The sequence below is a fragment of the Streptomyces sp. MB09-02B genome (assembly GCF_033794485.1).
GTDB lineage: Bacteria > Actinomycetota > Actinomycetes > Streptomycetales > Streptomycetaceae > Streptomyces.
Genome location: NZ_JARGEE010000147.1, coordinates 1 through 19,748 on the forward strand (window position 1 = coordinate 1; position 19,748 = coordinate 19,748).

The 19,748-nt window shown below is 72.1% G+C and carries 15 protein-coding genes and 1 pseudogene; 5 read left to right on the forward strand and 11 right to left on the reverse strand.

What is annotated here, in order from left to right; translation table 11 throughout:
• Both P1P70_RS21150 and P1P70_RS21155 read right to left on the reverse strand, forming a co-directional pair.
• Positions 1–283 (reverse strand): annotated as a pseudogene (locus P1P70_RS21150) (hypothetical protein); the annotation flags it as partial.
• Positions 284–339: 56 nt separating this feature from the next.
• Positions 340–1,218, reverse strand: coding sequence for an ANTAR domain-containing protein (locus P1P70_RS21155; protein WP_319240087.1), 879 nt, complete (start codon positions 1,216–1,218; stop codon positions 340–342).
• A 91-nt stretch (positions 1,219–1,309) separates the two neighbouring features.
• On the opposite strand from P1P70_RS21155, the gene P1P70_RS21160 reads away from it, so the two are divergent.
• Complete coding sequence (locus P1P70_RS21160; protein ID WP_319240089.1) at positions 1,310–1,969, forward strand: nucleoside/nucleotide kinase family protein; 660 nt, start codon at positions 1,310–1,312, stop codon at positions 1,967–1,969.
• Positions 1,970–2,064: 95 nt separating this feature from the next.
• Here P1P70_RS21160 and P1P70_RS21165 read toward each other — a convergent pair whose 3' ends face one another.
• The 6 genes from P1P70_RS21165 to P1P70_RS21190 form a co-directional block, all read right to left on the reverse strand.
• Positions 2,065–3,897, reverse strand: coding sequence for a hypothetical protein (locus P1P70_RS21165; RefSeq protein WP_319240091.1), 1,833 nt, complete (start codon positions 3,895–3,897; stop codon positions 2,065–2,067).
• Positions 3,898–3,967: 70 nt separating this feature from the next.
• On the reverse strand, positions 3,968–5,686 hold the full coding sequence (locus P1P70_RS21170; protein ID WP_319240093.1) for a hypothetical protein: 1,719 nt from the start codon (positions 5,684–5,686) through the stop codon (positions 3,968–3,970).
• Positions 5,687–5,688: 2 nt separating this feature from the next.
• Entirely contained in the window at positions 5,689–6,591 is a 903-nt protein-coding gene (locus P1P70_RS21175) for a carbohydrate ABC transporter permease (RefSeq protein WP_319240095.1), read from the reverse strand.
• Complete coding sequence (locus P1P70_RS21180; RefSeq protein ID WP_319240097.1) at positions 6,588–7,508, reverse strand: sugar ABC transporter permease; 921 nt, start codon at positions 7,506–7,508, stop codon at positions 6,588–6,590. The genes P1P70_RS21175 and P1P70_RS21180 overlap by 4 nt, the downstream gene beginning before the upstream one ends.
• Before the next feature lie 129 nt (positions 7,509–7,637).
• Positions 7,638–8,960: an ABC transporter substrate-binding protein gene (locus tag P1P70_RS21185; RefSeq protein WP_319240099.1), complete on the reverse strand. Its 1,323-nt coding sequence runs from the start codon at positions 8,958–8,960 to the stop codon at positions 7,638–7,640.
• Between the two features lie 277 nt (positions 8,961–9,237).
• Entirely contained in the window at positions 9,238–10,359 is a 1,122-nt protein-coding gene (locus tag P1P70_RS21190; protein ID WP_319240101.1) for an ROK family protein, read from the reverse strand.
• 243 nt (positions 10,360–10,602) lie between these two features.
• Between P1P70_RS21190 and P1P70_RS21195 the strand changes: the two genes are divergently transcribed.
• Positions 10,603–11,517, forward strand: coding sequence for a BadF/BadG/BcrA/BcrD ATPase family protein (locus P1P70_RS21195; RefSeq protein WP_319240104.1), 915 nt, complete (start codon positions 10,603–10,605; stop codon positions 11,515–11,517).
• Positions 11,518–11,613: 96 nt separating this feature from the next.
• Positions 11,614–13,518, forward strand: coding sequence for a phosphatase PAP2 family protein (locus tag P1P70_RS21200; RefSeq protein WP_319240106.1), 1,905 nt, complete (start codon positions 11,614–11,616; stop codon positions 13,516–13,518).
• A gap of 54 nt (positions 13,519–13,572) precedes the next feature.
• Here the strand turns inward: P1P70_RS21200 and P1P70_RS21205 are convergent, their stop codons facing one another.
• The 3 genes from P1P70_RS21205 to P1P70_RS21215 all read right to left on the reverse strand — a co-directional run bounded on the left by P1P70_RS21205 (position 13,573) and on the right by P1P70_RS21215 (position 18,288).
• Positions 13,573–15,963 (reverse strand): SpoIIE family protein phosphatase, encoded by a 2,391-nt coding sequence (locus P1P70_RS21205; RefSeq protein ID WP_319240108.1) that lies wholly within the window; start codon positions 15,961–15,963, stop codon positions 13,573–13,575.
• A 100-nt stretch (positions 15,964–16,063) separates the two neighbouring features.
• Positions 16,064–16,918, reverse strand: coding sequence for a peptidoglycan-binding domain-containing protein (locus tag P1P70_RS21210; RefSeq protein ID WP_319240110.1), 855 nt, complete (start codon positions 16,916–16,918; stop codon positions 16,064–16,066).
• A 71-nt stretch (positions 16,919–16,989) separates the two neighbouring features.
• On the reverse strand, positions 16,990–18,288 hold the full coding sequence (locus P1P70_RS21215; RefSeq protein WP_319240112.1) for a sensor histidine kinase: 1,299 nt from the start codon (positions 18,286–18,288) through the stop codon (positions 16,990–16,992).
• Positions 18,289–18,461: 173 nt separating this feature from the next.
• Between P1P70_RS21215 and P1P70_RS21220 the strand changes: the two genes are divergently transcribed.
• On the forward strand, positions 18,462–18,830 hold the full coding sequence (locus tag P1P70_RS21220) for a hypothetical protein (RefSeq protein WP_319240114.1): 369 nt from the start codon (positions 18,462–18,464) through the stop codon (positions 18,828–18,830).
• A 53-nt stretch (positions 18,831–18,883) separates the two neighbouring features.
• Positions 18,884–19,567 (forward strand): ABC transporter ATP-binding protein, encoded by a 684-nt coding sequence (locus P1P70_RS21225; protein ID WP_319240116.1) that lies wholly within the window; start codon positions 18,884–18,886, stop codon positions 19,565–19,567.
• The last annotated feature ends 181 nt before the right edge of the window (positions 19,568–19,748 follow it).

Sequence of the window (19,748 nt, forward strand, 5' to 3'; positions counted from 1 at the left end):
GGTCGTCGGGGGTGCCGTCGGGGAGGTGGATGTCCCGGGAGGCCAGGAAGGTGCGGACGCCGTCGGCGCGGGGCAGCCCGTCGACGTACTGGTCGTAGTCGGCGGCGGGGTCGAAGGGCCGGAAGGCGTCGCCGTCGCGTCGGCGCAGGAACTCGTCGAAGGCCTTCCGCCACGCGGCGGCGTGCACGACGGCCGTCTTGGTGATCACTCCGTCGAGGTCGAAGAGGCAGGCGCGGATCCGCTCGGGCAGGCCCAGTTCGGTGAGTTGGGTCGTCTCTGTCATGAGGTGGGGGTTCCCAGCGGGGCGGGCGTCAGTGTGGCGGGCGGGTAAGAACCCGGTCATCGGCGGGTGATGCTGCCGCCGCCGTGCGCGCGGCCGAGGGTGTGGAGGTGTTCCAGGGCGTCCAGGACGACGGTCCGGTCGTACCAGGCGAGCCACTCGCCGGTCTCCGCGGCCGCGACGGTGAGCGCCTTGAGCTGAGCGCGCGTCAACCCCTTGAGCGGGCGTTCGAAGTGGGCGGAGACCATGCCCACGCACAGTCCGGAGGAGGTGGTGAGGGGCACGCTGTGGCAGGCGCGGCTGCCCGCGCGCAGGATCGCCGCGCGGGCGTCCTCGGTGAACACCGGGTCCGTCGCCACGTCCTGGACGGTGACCTGGGCGACGTCCCGCGCGGCCTTGGCGCAGGAGGTGCCCTCCTCGCCGACGTACGCGAAGAAGTCGACGAAGTCGGCCGTGTGTCCCGTGTGCCGTTCGATGCGCAGTCCGCCCTCGGTGCGGTCGGCGATCTGGACGTTGCCCATGTCGGTGCCGACGACGGCTAGGGCCTGGCTGAGGACGGCCGTCAGGACCTCGCTCCGGTTGCCGCGTCCGACGCGGCGGTCGCGTGCCTCCGCGTAGCTGAGCGCCGGCTCCGCGTGCCGGGCCCGGCCGGGGAACCACAGCGCGCCGCGGGGATCCGGACGCGGGACGCTCACGGCCGCCTCGGCGAGGGTGCGCAGCTTGACGTTGTACTGCTGCGAGGCCCGCTGGAGCAGCGCGAAGGCGGTCTCGGCGTCCGGCAGGGCGTAGCGCTCCCGCAGCATGCCCTGGACCTGGGCGATCAGCGGGCGGCCCTCCATCCGGGTGCGCAGCTGTCGTACCTCGGCGCGCAGCCGCGCCAGTTCCTCCCGCACCGCCTCGTCGTCGCCGTCCGGCTCCGACCAGGGTCTCGCACGCATGGGCACCTTCCGCTTTCCTCTCTCCGAGCCACAGCAGGGGTCGTCTGCCCGGTCCGGGCCCGAGTACGCCGACGGGTCTACCGTCTTCCTCATGCCTGTGACCTTCGACGACCTGCTGCGCCGGGCCGCTGCCCTGGCCCGTCCCGACCGCCGTGCCCTCCTCGGGATCGCCGGCGGCCCCGGCGCGGGGAAGACCACCCTGGCCGAGCGGCTGACCCGGGCGCTCAACGGCGGCGGCGAGCCCTGGGTCGCCCATGTCCCCATGGACGGTTTCCATCTGGCGGACGTGGAGCTCGACCGCCTGGGCCGCCGGGACCGCAAGGGCGCGCCGGACACGTTCGACGCGGCGGGGTACGCGGCCCTGCTGGAGCGGTTGCGGGGCGACGAGGACGACGTCGTGTACGCGCCGGGCTTCGAACGGACCCTGGAGCAGCCGATCGCGGGCTCGATCCCGGTCCCGCCGTCCGCGCGTCTGGTCGTCACCGAGGGGAACTACCTGCTGGTGAACGGCGAACCGTGGTCGCGGGTCCGCTCCCACCTGGACGAGGTGTGGTTCTGCGATCTCGACGAGGCCGAACGCGTCCGTCGTCTGGTGGCCCGCCACGAGGAGTTCGGCAAGGGGCATGACGAGGCGGTCGCCTGGGTGCTCCGCACGGACGAGCGCAACGCGGAGCTGGTGGCGTCGACCAGGCCGTACGCGGATCTGGTGGCGCCGGAGTCGGCGATGCCCGCGGTGGAGGCGGGGGCGTAGGGACGGGCCCGAGAACGAGGCAGCCCGACGTCGTCAGGAACGTCGGGCTGCCGGCTCGGGGGCCTGGGGACGGGCGGGTGGCCAGGCGCGGAGGGTCAGGCTCGCAGGGACAGTGTCGGTTCGCCCCGGTGGTCGCCCGCCGGGTCGCCGATCACGGCTGTGAAGGCCTCCGTGCGGACCCTCAGCCCCTCCGCGACGCGGTCGAAGGTGGGATCGAAGACCTCGCCGGAGCCGCCGTAGCGGACGGCGAAGACGGTGAGGTCGTCCGGCGCCCCCGGTGCGGGGGTGGCCTCGACGGCGGTGGAGGCGACCAGGTGGGACCAGCCCTCGTCGGGGTTTCCGTAGCCGCGCGGGTCGGCGGCGAGGGCGAAGGCGGCGCGTTCCTGGGTGGTGTCGGCGCGGGCGTCGAAGAACTCCGGGCCCTCGGCGGCCGGATGGGTCAGCCACAGGTCCCCGGCGGAGGTCACGGCGGCGTCCGCGATCCGGCGCAGGCCCTCGGCGCTGTCCGCCACGTACGGCAGTCCGGCGAGGAGGTACGGCTCGCCGGGCAGGCGTTCGACGACGACCGTGGTCCACAGTCGGGTGCCGTCGGTGACGTACAGGGACCGGACGTGCCGCAGGACGTGGTCGCGGGTGACGACGGGCTTGGTGACGAGCTTGGCCGTGAGGCCGTGGGCGCGGACGTCCCGGACCCGGGTCTCGCCCATGGGGCGGCAGAGCAGGAAGCCGTCGACGACCGGTCCGAAGCCGTGCTGGCGGTTGACGGCGGCGGGGAGGAAGTACGTCCCGTCGGCCTCGACCAGGGAGGGCGTCATCCTCGAGTCGAAGGCGACCGAGACCCGGCCGGCGCGCAGTTGGTGCCGGACCGGCTCCGTCGACGGGGTGCGGTGCCAGGGCGTGGTGTCCTGGATCTGCCAGACCAGCATCCACGCGAAGTGGCCGTCGACGCCGCCGTCCGACTTGACCGCGTGCCGGCCCCATCGGGTGTCGCCCCGGTAGCGGCCGAGGTCGGCGGCGACGCGGTGGCCGAAGTAGCGCAGGCCGAGCACGGACTCGAAGCCGGAGTGCTGTTCGCTGTAGCGGGGGCCGCCGTTGTCGAAGCCGCCGACCGTGAGGCGCGCGTCGAGGTAGCGGGCGACCGTCTCCCCGTCCGCGGCGAAGATCTCTTCGCCGCTGACCCGGTGGGCCTGGGCGAGGAAGGACAGGGAGATCGGGCCGTAGTTGTTGTCCCAGGCACCGCCGTGCTCGGGCGGGAGGAGGGCGCCCCGGTCGCGTACCCGGTGGGCGCGGATCTCGTCGGTGTAGAGGGCGATCGCGCGGGCCCGGACCTCGGCCCCCTCCTCCGGGGGGAGGTGGCGGGCGAGCATCAGGCCGCCGACCACGCAGCCGATGGCCTGGTTGCCGGCCTCCTGCGGGTTGAAGAAGGTCGCCTCGGTGAGCCAGCGCCAGTAGCCGCGGCTCATCTCCCGCAGGGCGGCGGTCTGTTCGTCGGTGAGCAGACCCTCGGCGAGGTCGAGCAGGTCGACCGCCTGCAGCAGCGCCCACACCGTGCTCGGCCAGTCGCCGATGGGATGGGCACCGGACGCCAGGGTGTAACGGGCGTACGGGAAGCCCGAGTCGCGTACCCGCAGGTTGGGGTAGCCGGGGTTGTCGTCGGTGAAGACACGCTCCCGGAGGTGGAAGTCGGTGCTGCGGCCGACCGCCTCCGGCAGGCGCGGGTCCTTGGTGCGCTGCCAGGCGAGGGCCAGCAGCGAGGTGATGCCGAGCGAGGTGTCGCCGATGTCGTCGACGCAGTCGGGGTGTTCGAGGTTGCCCTCAGGGGTGATCCGTTCCAGGGCCTGTTCGACGACGTCGGCGAGGACCGCGTCGTACGCCTCGGGGCTGTCCGGCAGGTCGTGCAACGGGTCGAGCTGGCGCGGGAGATGCACGGGAGGGGGCGTGGGGCGCACGGGGATCAGTCCTTCATGCCTGGGGTGGCCATGGAGTGGTTCGTCGGGGTCACACGGCGGGCGCGGGCCGGCGGGCACGCAGTGCGACGGTCAGTGTCTGTGGGCCGATCCCACCTATGTAGACGCGGTTCCCGGTCGTCGCGTCGGTGCCGCCCACCACGGTGTGGTCCTGACCCGGGTCGTACCGGAGTATGTCGCTCCGGTCCGGCCCGGCGAGCGGTTCTCCTGCCTCGACATCGGCCTCGACCCGGATCTCGTCGTCGCCGACGCGGTAGGTCAACGGCTCGGTCGTCAGGCACCAGCTTCCGTCGCCGAGCGGTACGGCGCCCTGCGGCTCGCCGCCCGGCCGGAAGGTCAGTTCGAGGGCCCAGGGCACCGATGGGCCGCTGATGTCGATCCGCAGGTCAGCCCCGTCCTCCCGCAGGTCGACCTCGACTCGGGTCGTGTGGGAGACCTCGTCCTGGGGGCGGTCGGGGAAGGCCATCGCCGCGGAGAAGCGGCCCTCGTCCACCAGGCGGTAGGCGCCGTCGTCGCGCCTCCGGTCCTTCGGGAGCGGCTGGTAGTAGGCGGTTGTGAGGGTTTGGGTGAGCCGGTACCGGTTGTCGGCGAGGTGTTCCATGTCGGCGGCACGGAACGGGCCCAGGTCGAAGAACACCCGCGAGAGGCGGACCGCGTCGAGGACGGCGGCACCGGCGAACAGGCGCAGGAAGGTGGGGTTGCAGGCGAGGCCCGAGCGGATGCGCCGGTGCTCGGGCACGTCGGAGCCGCCGTACACCACGGTGTGCGCGGTGGCCGAGACGTGTGCGGCGAGGCGTGCGGTGGGGAGGTACCGGTCGCGCGGGAGCTTCTCCGCGTCCGGGGCCGGCAGGGCGCGGCACAGATCCGGGGTGAGGAGGGTCTGGGCGAGCAGGTCGGGGTCCTTGATGCCGTCGGCGGCCGCCAGGCGGGCCGCGCGGGCGAAGTCGCCCCGGCCGGTACGGATCGCGAGCAGCCGGTAGTGCGGCAGGTAGGGCCACAGCGCGAACGAAAGCTTCTGGTCCTGGCGGCGCGAGTGGACGGTCTCCACCATGCCGTCCGGCCTGATCAGGTCCAGGGTCGTGGCGAGGTTGCGTTCGACGGCGTCCAGCAGGTCGGTACGCCCGAGCACCTCGGCCAGCAACAGCAGCGCCGGGTTGGTGACGATTGAGGCGTAGACGGCGCTGCGTTCCGAGTACAGGCCGTCCGCGTCGATGTCGACGCCCTCGGCGAGCCACTGCTCGACCCGGTCGAGCAGCCGGTCGTCGGGGAACGACCGGTGCAGCCGGGCCAGCGCCGCGCTCAGCTCCCAGCGGTGGTTCGGGGTGTGCACCCCACCGGTCAGGAGACTGGCGGAGGCGGCGCCCGCGATGTCGGCGAGCACGGCCGTGACCTCACGCAGTTCCCGTCCCCCGCCGGCGGCGAGGACGTACGCGTCGCACACGTCGTTGACGGTGAAGGCGGAGTCCGGCGGCGACTGCACGTTGTCGCCGCCGGCGAAGAGGCCGGAGGCCGTCTGCACGGCCCGCAGGGCGCGCAGGTGAGTCAGCGCGGCAGCGACGGCCCGCTCGCTGCCGTGCAGGGCCGAGTCCGGGGAACGGTAGGCCGCGACCAGCGTCTTCACCCGCCGCGCCAGACCACGGTGCGGCACACCGGCGGGTTCACCGTCGGGGTCGGCCGCGAGCGGGCCGGCCGACCGGTCGGCCGCGCGGGCCGCCGACCGGACGAACTCGTGGTCGAGCGCGGAGGGCAAGGTCAGTCCTTCAGTCCGGCGTTGATGTCGGCGTTCATGACGTACTTCTGGAACACCAGGAAGACGACGATCAGCGGGACCATGGAGATGACCGAACCGCCGAGCAGCACCGACCAGTTGATGTTCTGCGCGCCGACGAGGCTCTGGATGCCGATCTGCACCGTGAACTTCTCGGGGTCGTTCAGCATCAGCAGCGGCCAGATGTAGTCGTTCCACCTCCACTGGAACGACAGGATGGCGAGCGTCAGCATGATGGGCCGGGAGAGCGGCACCATGATCCGCAGGAAGATCGACAGCTCTTTCGCGCCGTCGATGCGGGCGGCCTCGATGAGTTCGTCGGGGACCGTCAGGAAGAACTGGCGGAACATGAAACAGCCGGTCGCGGTGAGCAGGGCCGGGAGGATGATGCCGGAGAGCGAGTTGTAGAAGCCGAGGTCGCGGACGACCAGGAACAGCGGGGCGAGCATGACCTCGGCCGGCAGCATCGTGGTGGCCAGGATGCAGAGGAAGAACGCCTTCAGCCACTTGTTGTCGTACTTGGCCAGCGCGTACCCGGTGCAGCAGCTGACGCCCACCGTGAGGATCGTCGCGATCACACACACGATGGCCGTGTTGATGAAGTACCCGGAGAAGTTGGCGCTCGCCCACGCCTCCTTGTAACCCGACAGGGTGGGGTCGTCGGGGAACACCGTCAGCGGAAGGGAGAACAGGTCTCCCGCCGGTTTGAGGGAGCTGAGGACGAACCACAGCACCGGCACCCCGTAGAGGGCCGCGAGGACCCACAGCAGGGTCGTCGGGGCCAGCGCGCGCCGAAGCCCACCGGTGGCCGAGCCGCCGGAGCGCTTCTTGCGGACAGGTCGTGCGGGCCCGGCGTCGACCTTGCGAGGCATGTCTGTGGTTGTCATCGGTTCTCCACCCGCCGGTTCACCATCATCTGGATGATCGCGACGGCCATCAGGATGAGCATGAGCACGAACGACGCGGCGCTCGCGTAGCCGATCTGGCCCGACTTGAACCCCGTCTGGTAGATGTACTGGACCAGCAGGTTGTTCGACGTTCCGGGGCCGCCGTTGTTGAGGGACGCGAACACCGCGTATTCCTTCATCGCGTGGATCGTGTTGAGCAGGATGACGATGAAGGACGTGGGGGCGATGCTCGGCAGGGTGATGCTGAAGAACTGGCGCCACGGACCGGCGCCGTCGAGCGCGGCCGCCTCGTAGTACGACGTCGGGACGTTCTTGATCGCCGCGATGAACAGCAGCATGGAGAAGCCCGTCCAGGCCCAGGCCGCCGCCACCACGACCACGAGCAGTGACAGGTCCGCGTTCGACTGCCAGGGAACGGCGCTTCCGCCGACCTTCTCGATGAAGTAGTTGACCAGTCCGAAGTTCTCACCGAACAGCCACCGCCACAGGACACCCACGATGATGGGCGACAGCAGCCACGGGATGAAGAAGAAGATGCGGGCGACCGACGAGCCCTTGGCGTTCTTGCTCACCAGCACGTTGGCGATGAGCAGCGAGAGCACGAAGTTCAGCGGGACGAAGAGCACGGTGTACAGCAGCGTGCGGGTCGTCGCGGCGTAGAAGGTCGAGTCCCCGAGCAGCTTCTGGTAGTTGTCCAGTCCGACGAACTGGAACGCCCCCACGCCCGTGTAGTTCGTGAAGGAGTAGACGAGCCCGATCACCGCCGGCCAGACGAAGAACAGCGCGAAGAGCACGACGTTGCCCGAGATGAGGACGAGCGGTGCGAGGGTGTACTTGCTTCGTCTCCTGGGCGGGCTCACGGACACGTCCGAAGCGTCCGGGGCGCGTTTGGTCATCTTCCTGACTCCGTGCTGGTGGAATGGGTTCCTGGAGGCTCAGGCCATGAGCCCGGCATCACGTGGGTGGGGTCCGCGGGCCCGGGCGGCGGGGTCGGGACTCCGCCGCCCGGGACTGCCGGTCCGTGATCAGCCGCCGACCTGCGTGTTGTAGCCGTCGACGATGTTCTGCAGGGCCTTGTCGGACGACTGCTCGCCGTTGATCGCCTTGCCGAGCTCCGCCTTGGTCGGGTCGTCGGCGAGGCTCTTGCCCTTCAGCACCCAGTTCGTCTGCGCGCTGTTGAAGTAGCCCGAGATGGGGTCGTAGAGCGGGATGGACTCGTTGTAGAGCTTGAACGCCGCCTGCGCCGCCTCGGACTTGAAGGGGTACTTCGGGTTCAGACCGCTCTCGACCGGCAGGAAGCCGGACGTCTCGCACAGCGTCTTGTAGTGGTCGGGCTCGTACAGCCAGGACAGGAACTTCTTCGCGGCTTCGGCCGCGTCGGCGTTGTTGTTGAAGCCGACCGTCATACCACCGCTGTTGACGTCACTGGCCTGCACCGGCTGGGCGGGGGTCGGGACGCTCGCCCACTCGAACTTGGTGATGCTCTCCGAGTAGGCGGCGACCTGCCACACGCCGGACCAGTAGGCGACGACGTCACCGCTCTGGAACATGGCCGACGGGTCGGCGCCGCTGGTCCACACCGACTTCGGCATGGTCTTGTCGTCGTTCCAGCCGACGAAGGTCTTCACGGCCTTCTTGGTCGCCGCGTCCACCGAGAACTTGCCGGAGTCGTCGGCGTGGACGTACTTGCCGCCCATCTCGTAGACCATGGCGCGCAGCCGGGACGGCGACTGGTCGAAGGTCAGGGAGTACTTGGCCTTGGTCTTCTCCCGGACCTCGTTCGCCGCCTTGATGAACTCGTCCCAGGACCAGGTCTTGTCGGGCGAGGTCGGGTAGTCGACGCCGGCCTTCTCGAACAGCGACTTGTTGATGAACATGCCGGACGCGGTGACGTCCGAGGGGATGGACAGCACCTTCCCGGAGGAGTCCTTGGCGACGAAGTTGGCGTTGATCTTGTTCGTCTTGTTGTTGGCGATCTCGCTGAGGTCGATCAGCTTGTTCGACCAGATCGGGTCCAACGCCGGCACGGCCGCCACGTCGGGCAGCGAGTTGGCCTGCGCGGAGTTGCGCAGCTTCGTCGCGTAGCCGTCGTAGGGGATGTTGACGAGCTTGACCTTGACGCCCGTCTCCTTCTCGTACTGCGCCACCATCTTCTTCCAGCCGGCGTCCTGCCCCGGAACCGTGGAGATCCAGAACGTCAGCGACTTGGAGGTACCGCCCGAGTCGGCTTCCCCTCCGCAGGCGGAGAGCAGCAGGGCGGCCGCCGAGACACCGGCAGTGAGGGGAACCAGGCGGCGCATACCGCCGCGGCCGAGTCGGCGGGAGCGCCGCACACCCACAGTGGTCATCTTTGATCCCTTGTTTCGTCGTATGGGGACAGAGCACGGCGCCGACCGAGGCGGCACGGGTGCAGTTTGCAGGAAACGTCGCTCTCCGGGCGCGGCCTCGCCCGGCCGCGTCGTCCACGCGGGGCGGGGTCCCCAGCCGTTCTGGCTGCCACCGCACGGGCACGCCCTCGTGCGGTTGCCGTACGTCGCGTACGGGCGGGATGGCTCGCCCCAAGTCGGCGTCCCGGCCGACTTAGAAAGCGCTTGTCCGGACATTGGCAGATGCCGGTGGAGTCCGTCAATGCTTCACCCCCGCGCCTCCGGTCACGGTTTGGATTCCCCGGGCCACGGCCAGGCGGCTGGCCCCCACGACGGTGCCGCTGTCGCCGAGCGCACTGCTCACCACCTCGGTGGGCCAGCTCAGCCGGGCCAGTTCGGCCCGTACGCCGGGCAGCAGGCGGGGCTTGGAGCCGACCGCACCGCCCAGCACGATCAGGCCCGGGTCCAGCACGGCGGTCGCCGCCGCGGCCAGTCGTCCCACGTCGGCGGCGTGCCGGCCGACGACGGCGCAGGCCGTGGCGTGTCCCTCCTCGGCCAGCGCGAACAGTCCGTCGACGGTGTCGGGGCACACTCCGTCCGCGCCCCGCCAGGCGTCCGCCGCCCGGCGCAGCAGGGAACCCGCCCCTATGTGCGCCTCCAGGCCCTCGTGGCGGGGTTCCCGGTCCGCGTCCCACGGGTAGGGCAGCCGGGCCACCTCACCGGCGGCGCCGTTCGCGCCGCGCAGCACCTGGCCGCCGATGACCACACCGAGACCGATGCCGACGCCGATCCGCAGATAGCCGAAGGTGTCCCGGCCCCGGGCCGCGCCTTCGTGCAGCTCGGCGAGGGCGGCGCAGTTCACGTTGTTCTCGACGTGCACGGGCACGCCGGGCGGGAGGGCCACGGTCAGGGCGTCGAAGATGGGACCCGCCTTGGCGGTGGCGGGTCGTACGGCCGTGCCCTCCCGGCTCTGGACGGTGACATCGCCGACGGCGACGACGATGGCGCGCAGCGGCGCCCCGGGCGACAGCCCCGAGAGGGCGTCCGCGACCACGTCGACGGTCTCCGCCCGCAGCCCGGTGCCCTCGGCCAGCAGGGTGCCGTCCAGGGCGCAGACCCGGACCCGGGTGACGCTCGGGCCGAGGTCGACGGCGAGGACCGCCCCGGCGGCGAGACCGAGGTCGTACACGGCCGCTGACCTGCCGGTTCCTCCGTTGAGGGTGCCCGAGCGTGCGGCCAGACCGGCCGCCTCCAGCTCGGCCACGGCGGTGGAGACGGTCGGCTTGGAAAGGCGCGCCCCGGTGGCCAGTTGCGGGCGGGTGGCTGTGCTCGACGCGGCCAGTACGGCGAAGACAGCGCGGGCGCTCTCGCTCAGTTGCATGCTCTCCCCAGTCGTACCGCGATCATGCGGCCGCACGGTCGTGCGGTGTCCGGCGTCGTAACCCTTGACGCACCCTTATTCGTTAGTTAATTTCCTAACGAAGTCAAGCGGTACTCGCCTACCGCATCGCCAGAGGCCCGTCCCGGGGCCTCACGAGCACCCCCCACAGACCCTGTGTGTCCAGGCACGGTTTCGCCCAGCCGTCGCTGCGCCATCGCAACGCAACGACGAAAGAGGCCTCACGTGCCGGACTCAAGGCCCGTCGCGGTCGGTATCGACGTGGGCGGCACCAAGACCCATCTCCGTGCTGTCGCGGGGACGGAGTCCGTCGCCGACCACATCCGCACCAGCCGTGGCTGGCGGCCGCACGACCCGGCGGCCGCGACCGCATGGCTGGCCACGCTGGTCGAGGAGGTGCTGCCCGCGCACACCCCCGCCTCCGCCGTGGCCGTCGGCGCCCATGCCTGCGAGACGCCCCGGCAGTGCGAGGGGATACGTCTCGCCCTCCAGGAACGGCTTCAGGTGCCGTGCCTGGTGGTGGGCGACGCCGAGCTGCTGGCTCCCGCCGCCGGCTTCGACAGGGGGGTGGGGCTGGTCGCGGGCACCGGTTCGGTGGCCGTCGGCCGGACCGCCGACGGAACGTCGGTGCAGGTCGGCGGCTGGGGCGCGGTTCTCGGTGACGAGGGAGGCGCCGCCGGTCTGGTCCGGGAGGCGTGCCGTGCCGTCTGGGCCGCGCACGACAGGGGGGAGGCGCCCGACGCGCTCGCCGGCCGGCTCGTCGCCTCCTTCGGGGTGAGCGAGGTACCGGCCCTCGGCGGGGCGCTGGAGGCCGCCACGGCGATGTCCGCCGACTGGGGCCGGCACGCCCCCGAGGTGTTCGAGGCCGCCGAGGAGGGCTCGGCACTCGCCCGCCGGGTGATCTCCGACGGGGGCCGCGCGCTCGCCTCGCTCGTGGCGCGGCTCGACGCCCGCCGGGTGCCCGTCGACGACGTGGTGGTGGCCGGCGGGACGATCCTCTCCCGGCCCGCCCTGTACTCGGCATTCGCCGAAGCACTCGCCGACGCTGTACCGTCCGCGCGACCGCATGTGCTCCAAGTGCCCCCGGTCGAGGGGGCGTTGGCACTCTCACGTACTCTCCTCCGACCGGCCACCCGCTGATCACATGCCGGTCGCCGACCGGACACGTACCGGTCATTCGTCAAATCCACGCTCAGCCCGCACCCGTTCAACCCACCGCGAAAGGAGCGGCGCCCCATGCCGTCATCTGCCGGGCACCACACGCTCAACCGCCGTGTCTTCCTCAGGAACTCCCTCGGCGTCTCGGCCGGCCTGATCGCCGCTCCGACCGTCGCGAACCTCTGGCAGGCCCCCGAGGCCAAGGCCGCCACCGCGTTCGCGGCGTTCGTCGACGACTACACGACCAACATCACGGCGAACCGGACCCCCGAGACCAATGCCGTGGTCCGGGCGCTCGGCGGCTTCGCCGAGATCTGGAAGACCGGCGACGCCTGGAACACCGGCACCCCGCTGCTGCCGGAGATCCTGCGCGCCAACATGCGCTACTGCGCGCGCCTGACCAACCGCCGCACCGAGGCACAGGCCCGCGAGGCGTTCGTCTACGACCGGCAGCACCAGAGCTACGCGATGATCGGCGCGCTCGGCCCGCTGGCGGAGCTGTACCGCTCGGGCGCCAAGGCGGTCACCTCGATCACCGCCGCCCCGGAGGGCATACCGGCGACGAAGATCAACGACGCCGTGCCCGCCGACGCGCCCGCCGGCTCCGCGCTGGGCGCCGGCTCGTACGACTCCGACCTCGGCCAGGTCGCCAGGCTCGTCGACACCGTGCGCGGCCCGTTCGCATCCGGCAACCCCGCCAAGTTCACGTTCCAGTACCCGCGTCCGTGGCGGATGAACGAGGACAGCGAGGTCGTCGACACCGGAGCCACGGACGAGCTCGGGTTCCCGGTCTACGACTCCGAGGTCGTCGTCGTGAAGCAGCTGCTGCGTCAGCGCGGCGAGAACGCTGCCGAGGACGGCGGTTTCCCCAGCGGCCACACCAACGCCTTCCACCTGGCGGCACTGGCGTTCGCGTACGCGGTGCCGGAGCGGTTCCAGGAGATCGTGACCCGCGCCTTCGAGCTGAGCCACACCCGGATCATGTCCGGCATGCACTCCACGGTCGACGTCCTCGGCGGCCGGGTCATGGCCACCGCGCTGGCCGCGGCCGCGCTCGCCGACCCGAAGAACGCGGAGCTCAAGGCCGCCGCGCGCAAGCAGGCCGCCGAGTACTTCCAGGCGAAGACGGGCACGACCGCCGACACGCTGTTCGCGTACGCGCACTCCGACGCCGACGACCCGTACGCCGACCCCAAGGCGAACCTGCGCACGGTCGAGCCGAAGCTGACGTACGTGCTCACCCGGCGCGGAAAGTCCCAGGACCTGACCGTGCCGAAGGGCGCCGAGGTCCTGCTGGAGACGCGACTGCCGTACCTCGACGCGGCGCAGCGGCGCGAGGTGCTGCGCACGACCGCGCTGCCCTCGGGCTATGTGCTGCTGGACGGCTGGGAGCAGTGGGGCCGGCTCAACCTGTTCGCGGCGGCGGACGGTTACGGCGCCTTCGACGCGGATGTCACCGTCACGCTGGACGCCGCGCTCGGTGGTCTCGCCGCGGCCGACACCTGGCGCAACGACATCGACGGCTGCGGGGGGCTCGTCAAGAAGGGCAGCGGCACGCTCACGCTGGCCGGTGCCAACCGGTACACGGGCGGCACGGTCGTGGAGGCCGGTGTCCTCGCGGCGGGCTCGAAGGAGGCGTTCGGCCGCGGTGACGTCCGCGTGAAGGGCGGCACCCTGGCCACCGGCGACCACACCGTCCGGGTGCGCGGCGGCTACGCGCAGGCCGGTGTCCTCGACGTGACGCTGGACCGGGGCTCCGACGCCGCCCTCGTGGTGGACGGGCGGGCGGTCCTGGAGCGGGGCAGCGAGCTGGTGGTCCGCTTCGACGCGAAGCAGGCGCCGCGGTCCGGCAGCACGGTCGCGGTGATCGGGGCGCGGTCCCTGCAGGGCCGGTTCTCGAAGGTCTCCGTGGCCGTCGACGGCTGGACGGCCGAGCAGGTCTTCACGGCGCACGGGGTGTCGGTGCGCCTGCGGAAGAAGTAACTCCCGTAGGGGGCAAGGCTGTCGGGGGTGGCGTGCGCCGCCCCCGACAGGCGTTCACAGGGCCGGGGGCAGCGCCTGCTCGGCCCAGATGGTCTTGCCCGCGCCGCTCGGGCGGCTGCCCCAGCGGTCGGTGAGCTGCGCGACCAGGAGCAGGCCGCGGCCCCCTTCGTCGAAGCTGCGGGCCCGGCGCAGATGGGGCGAGGTGCTGCTGGCGTCGGAGACCTCGCAGATGAGGGTGCGGTCGCGGATCAGGCGCAGCTGGATGGGAGCGCCGCCGTAGCGGATGGCGTTGGTGACGAGTTCGCTGACCACGAGTTCGGTGACGAAGACGGCCTCCTCCAGGCCCCAGCGGTTGAGCTGGTCGGTGGCGAGCTTGCGCGCGTTGGCGACCAGCGCCGGGTCGTCGGTGAGGTTCCAGACGGCGACCTGTTCCGCGTCGAGGGCGCGGGTGCGGGCGAGCAGCAGGGCCACGTCGTCGGCCGGTGTCTCGGGCAGCAGTGCCTTCAGTACGGTGTCGCAGGCGCGCTCCAGACCGTCCACCGGCGCCTGGAGCGCGGCGCACAGGGCGGCGGTGCCCGTGTCGAGGTCCCGGTCCCGGGCCTCGACCAGACCGTCGGTGTACAGGGCGAGGACCGAGCCCTCGGGCAGTTGGAGCTCCGTCGCCTCGAACGGGAGGCCACCGACGCCGAGCATCGGGCCGGCCACCACCTCGACGACCTCGACGCCGCCGTCGGGCCGCACCACCACGGGCGGGACGTGCCCGGCCGAGGCGATCGAACAGCTGCGGTCCACCGGGTCGTAGACCGCGTACAGACAGGTCGCGCCGATCTCCCCCTCCCCGGTGCCGTCACCGGCGGCGAGGTGCTCGACCAGGTCGTCCAGGTGGGTGAGGAGTTCGTCGGGGGGCAGGTCGACGTCGGCGAGCGCCCACACGGCCGTGCGCAGCCGGCCCATGGTGACGGAGGCGTGGATGCCATGACCGACGACGTCGCCTACGACCAGCGCCACCCGGGTCCCGGACAGCGGGATCACGTCGAACCAGTCCCCGCCCACCCCGGCCTGCGACAGCGCCGGCAGATAACGGGAGGCGAACTCGACGGCCGCCTGTCCGGCGACCGTCTTCGGCAGCAGGCTGCGCTGGAGCGCCAGCGCCGTACTGCGTTCCCTGGTGTAGCGGCGGGCGTTGTCGACGCAGACGGCCGCACGGCTGGAGAGCTCCTCGGCCAGTGACACGTCGTCCTGGTCGAAGGCGTCGGGGTGCTCGGGGGTGAGGATCCGCACGAGGACGGCGACACCGAGGGTCGTGCCGCGCGCGACCAGCGGTACGGCCATCAGCGAGAGGTCGTGATCGTCGGCCTCCTGGAGTTTGGCGGAGCGGGCGCCGTGCTGGGCGAACCAGGAGTCGAGGTGGTGCTCGCCGGTGCGGGTGAGCACCGGCTCGCCGCTGAGCAGGGCCCGGGCGGGCGGGGAGAAGGGCGGATAGACGTCGGCGGCGCCGAGCTCGATGGCCGCCTCCGGCACACCGGGCGTACCGGAGTGGTGGGCGGCCCTGCGCAGTCGCACGCCGTCGTCCACGGGGCCCATCTCGGGTTCCTCGCCCTGGAGGACGGACTCCAGGAGGTCGACGCTGGCGAAGTCGGCGAGCCGGGGGACGATCAGCTCGGCGAGTTCACGGGCGGTCCTGACGACGTCCAGCTTGGTGCCGATGGACCCGGCGGCCTCGTTCAGCAGGGCCAGGCGCTGGCGGGCGGCGAACTGCTCGCTGCTGTCGAACGCGGCGAGCGCGGTGCCGATCAGTTCTCCGGAGGGGTCGCGCACCGGCCACATCTCGGAGGTCCACGCGTGCATCCGGCGACCGGAGGGCGAACGGGTCCAGCTCTCGTAACGGACCGGTTCCCCGGTCTCCACCACGATCTCCAGATGGCGCAGGAAGCCCCGGCTGTGTTTGGCGTCCTCCACGGTGTCGGGGAAGTACTGGTGCCGGAACTCCTCCTCGGGCTGCCCCATGACCTTGCACGCCCAGTCGTTCATCCGCAGATAGCGCTGCCCGGTGTCGAAGACGGACATGGACATCGAGGCCTGGGCGAAGGCCAGCTCGCCGAGGCCGCGCTCGGTCGGATCGGGCGTCGCCTGGACGACGAACCGTCGCCGCTCCCCCGCGACGCCCCGCACCGGGCAGATCCGCATCGCGACCTTCTGCCGGCGTCCGTCCCGGTACCGCAGGTCCACCACCGCGTCGCCGTGCGTCAGCAGCGTCCGCCAGACCGCCGCCGCGTCCCCGTCGACCAGGGCGGCCGCCGGCGTTCCGGTCACCTCCTCGGCGGTGTACCCGGTGAGCCGCCGGGCGCCCTCGCTCCACCCCGCGACGAGGCCGCGCGCGTCGACCACCGCCATCGCCTCACCGGCCGTGGCAGCCCGCGACGCGCCGGACGCCTTCGTCACCATATGGCCAGGATGGTCCGTCCCCGGCGGGGCAACAACCCGGCTACGCGCGTGACGTACCGGGTCCGTGGCCCCCGCCGCGGCCGAGGGGGTGTCGTGAAAGCTAGAGCTGCGTGCGGGATTCGAGGTCCTGGCGGGTGTCGTTGCCGTACACGCCCGTTTCGTCGCCCCGGATGCCGTACCAGAGCTGGAAGCGCGCCACCGCCTCCTTCAGTACGACGTCGTACTCGCCCGAGGTGGAGCCGTTGTCGTACACGTTCGGGATACGGAGCAGCCGTTGCTGGAGTTCGGAGACCTCGGGGCCGCGGTCGCCCTCGCGCAGGGTGCCGGGGCCGTCCGGGTCGGCGCCGTCGTCCGGGTCGGCGCCGTCGTCCGGTGCGGGCGCCGAGGCGGCGGGAGCCGACGGGGTCGCGGTCGGGGTGACGGCACGTGCCTCCTTCTCCGTGTCGCCGCCGGGCAGGAGCAGGGCGGCACCGAAGCCCAGCAGGGCGGCCGCGCCGACGCCGACGACCACGGCGGCGCGCTTGAGACCCGATCCGCCACCGGGGGCCGACCGACGCCGCTGCCGACGCCGCTGCCCCTCGTCGCGCGGGACCGTGCCCGAGCCGAAGTCCTCGCCGACCATGACCGGGGGGAGTTCCTCGGTCTCGTACTCCGTCCGGGGCAGGATCCGCTCGGGGGCGGGCTTCGGCTCGGCCGCGGGCGGCGGTGCGGACGGCGGCGGTGGCGGTGACGGCGGTGTCGGTGGCGGTGGCGGTGACGGCGGCGTCGTGACCGGTGCCGTTGTCGGGGGTACGGCGACGGTCTCGTACTCGTCGTCGGGGGCGCTCGTGCCCTTGTACTGCTCGAACTCACGCAACAGCTCGGCCAGGGCCTCGGTCCTGCGCCGGCGCATGACGTAGGTCGGCTCGATCGTGGGACGCTTCGCCGTCCGGCCCGGTTCGGGCGGTTTCGACACGCTGTTCTCCTTCCGTGCACGCGGTCTCCCGCCATCCCCGAGAGGGGATACGGGCAGCCGTGCCGGGAGGTTCAGCTCAGCGGGCGGCTCCGGGGGGCGGTCGGGAGCACGGCGACGACCTCCCACCCGGGGCCGTGCTCGCGCGGGCGGGCCTGGATACGGCCGCCGAGCGCGGTGACCCGTTCGGTGAGGCCCACCAGCCCGAAGCCGCCGCCCCGGGCCGCCTCCGGCAGCCGCGCGCCGCCGCGCCCGTCGTCACGGACCACGACCTCCAGGCCGCCGCGCCCGTGGCGGAGGTCGACGGTGACCTCGGTGGCGTCGGCGGCGTGCCTGCGAACGTTGGTCAGGGCCTCCTGCACCACACGGAAGGCGGCGGCCTGCACCTCGTGCGGCAGGTCGTCGGGGACGGAGCCGTCGTGCCGCAGCACGGCGGCGCGTCCGTCGACACCGCCGACACCGTCGAAGCCGCGCACCAGTTCGTCGACGCCCGCCAGATCCCCCACCGGCCGCCGGTCGCCGGTCCCGGCCGCCGCCTCCTCGTGGTCGCGCAGCACGCCGACCGTGCGGCGCATCGAGGCCAGTGCCTCGGTCGCGGCGCGCTCGATGCCCGCGAGGACGGGGTCGAGCCTCTCCCGGACGTGGTCCGGGGGGACCCCCGTCTCGCTTCGCTCGGGTTCGGTGGCGGCCATCATCCGGGCGACCTGGGTCTGCACCAGGATCCCGGTGACGTGGTGGGCGACGAAGTCGTGCAGGTCGGCGGCCATCGAGAGGCGTTCGGCCCGGCGGGTCTCGGTGACGATCTGGTTCCGCCGGTTGTCCAGGGTGCGCAGATAGACGGCGACGCCGGCCGCGATCCCGCCGATGAGCATCAGGACCGTGACGGCGGCGATGTTTCCGCCGTCGCCCGGATCGAGGGCGAGGTAGGGCAGTGGAAGCAGGACCAGTGCGAAACCGTCGAGGAGCCCGCAGGCCAGCGCCCAGCCGGGCGGGCAGGTGCGGACGGCGACGACCAGCAGACACAGCAGCAGGGCCGCCTGTCCCAGGCCGAAGCCCCCCATCTCCCCGGCCACGACGAGGACCGTCACGTTCGTCAGGGCGGCGAGACCCGGTACACCGGCGCGGACCTGCGGGGTCAGCCAGGCCGGCCGGCGGCGTTCGGGCCACAGGAGGGCCGCGAGGCCGACGACCAGGGAGAGAAGGTGCAGCCACAGATAGGAGGCGCTGTTCACTTGCAGGAGGGGGAAGTCGGACACGCAGGCCACGAACAGGGCCACGACACCGCCGACGCGTACACAGCCCGCTCTGGCGGGGCGCACCGGCCGTCCGGTCGCGCCGCCCGCGGGTTCCTTGGTGTCGAGCACAGGGTTCACGAGGATCACAGTAGGCAGCGCCGGTGCTCGCCGTATCGGCCGTCCGGCCGAGGAGGCGAGTCCGGCCGGGCACGAAGCCTGACCGTTCGGCCGAGGCGGGCGCCCCCGCCGCCGGGAGAGGTTGGCTCTCGCAAGCCCACCCCACTCTCCACCCTCTCCACCGGGAGCACCCCATGGAACGCAGGCCCCTCCTCATCACCGGCGCGGCCCTGGCGGCCGTGGCCGTCGGCGGCGGAGCCCTCACCTACGCGGTGAGCGGTACGGAGTCCACGACCGGGCTCGACAAGTTCACCACCGTCACCGTGGACGGGCAGAAGGCGCTCAGCGGGAACATCGTCGCCGGTCGCACCCAGTCCAAGTACAGCCCGCTGCCCTGGATCGGCGACGAGGCGTCCGTGCTGAAGTGCCCCGACCTCAAGGCGGTGGCCGGCACCGAGGTGACGTGCGCCGCGAAGGACGGCGACGGCAAGGACCTCTCCATCCCCGTCACGGTCGTCAGGGCCGACGCCTCCAGCGTCACCTGGAAGTTCGAGCGCGTCTGAGGGCTCTGGCGCCCTCCTGACAGACAGTCCGACCGAAAGGCCCCGTCACCGTCATGAGCACCGTCCTGGCCGGCAACGGCCTCGTCAAGAACTACGGCCCCACCACCGCCCTGGCCGGCGTGGACGTGGCGGTCGCCGAGCGGGAGTCCCTCGCCATCATGGGCCCGTCCGGCTCCGGCAAGTCGACCCTCCTGCACACCCTCGCCGGCATCATCCGCCCCGACGACGGTCAGGTGCTGCTGCGCGGCGAACGCATCGACCACTGGGGCGAGAACAAGCTCAGCGCGCTGCGCCGGGGGCGGTTCGGGTTCGTCTTCCAGTTCGGCCAGTTGCTGCCCGAGCTGCCGGCCGAGGAGAACGTCGCCCTCCCGCTGATGCTGGAGGGTGTACCCCGGCGCCAGGCCGTCAAGCGGGCCCGCCGCTGGTTCGCCCCGCTCGGCCTCGCGGGCCTGGAACACCGACGCCCCGGACAGCTCTCCGGCGGCCAGGCCCAGCGCGTCGCCATCGCCCGCGCCCTCGCCGTGGAGCCCGACGTCGTCTTCGCCGACGAGCCCACGGGCGCACTCGACCAGGCCACCGGCGCGGAGGTCATCCGCCTCCTCACCTCGGTCACCCGCGACCAGGGCGCCGCCCTCGTCATGGTCACCCACGACGCCGAGGTGGCCGCCCACTGCGACCGCGTCCTCCAGGTGAAGGACGGCCGCATCGCCGGCTACAGCCAGTACACGGTCGCGTAGGCCGCCGCGGGGTGGGCGCGTGAGTGCCCTGGCGGGGCGCGGGGCTGTATCGATCTGCGGCTCCGCCGCGTGGGCGCGACGAGCCACGAACAACCCGCACTCGCCCCCGAACCGGCCCGACCGAGCTCTCCGGCGACCCGAACCCTCGCCCCGTTCCCTCTGAATCCCCCGACCCCCCGAC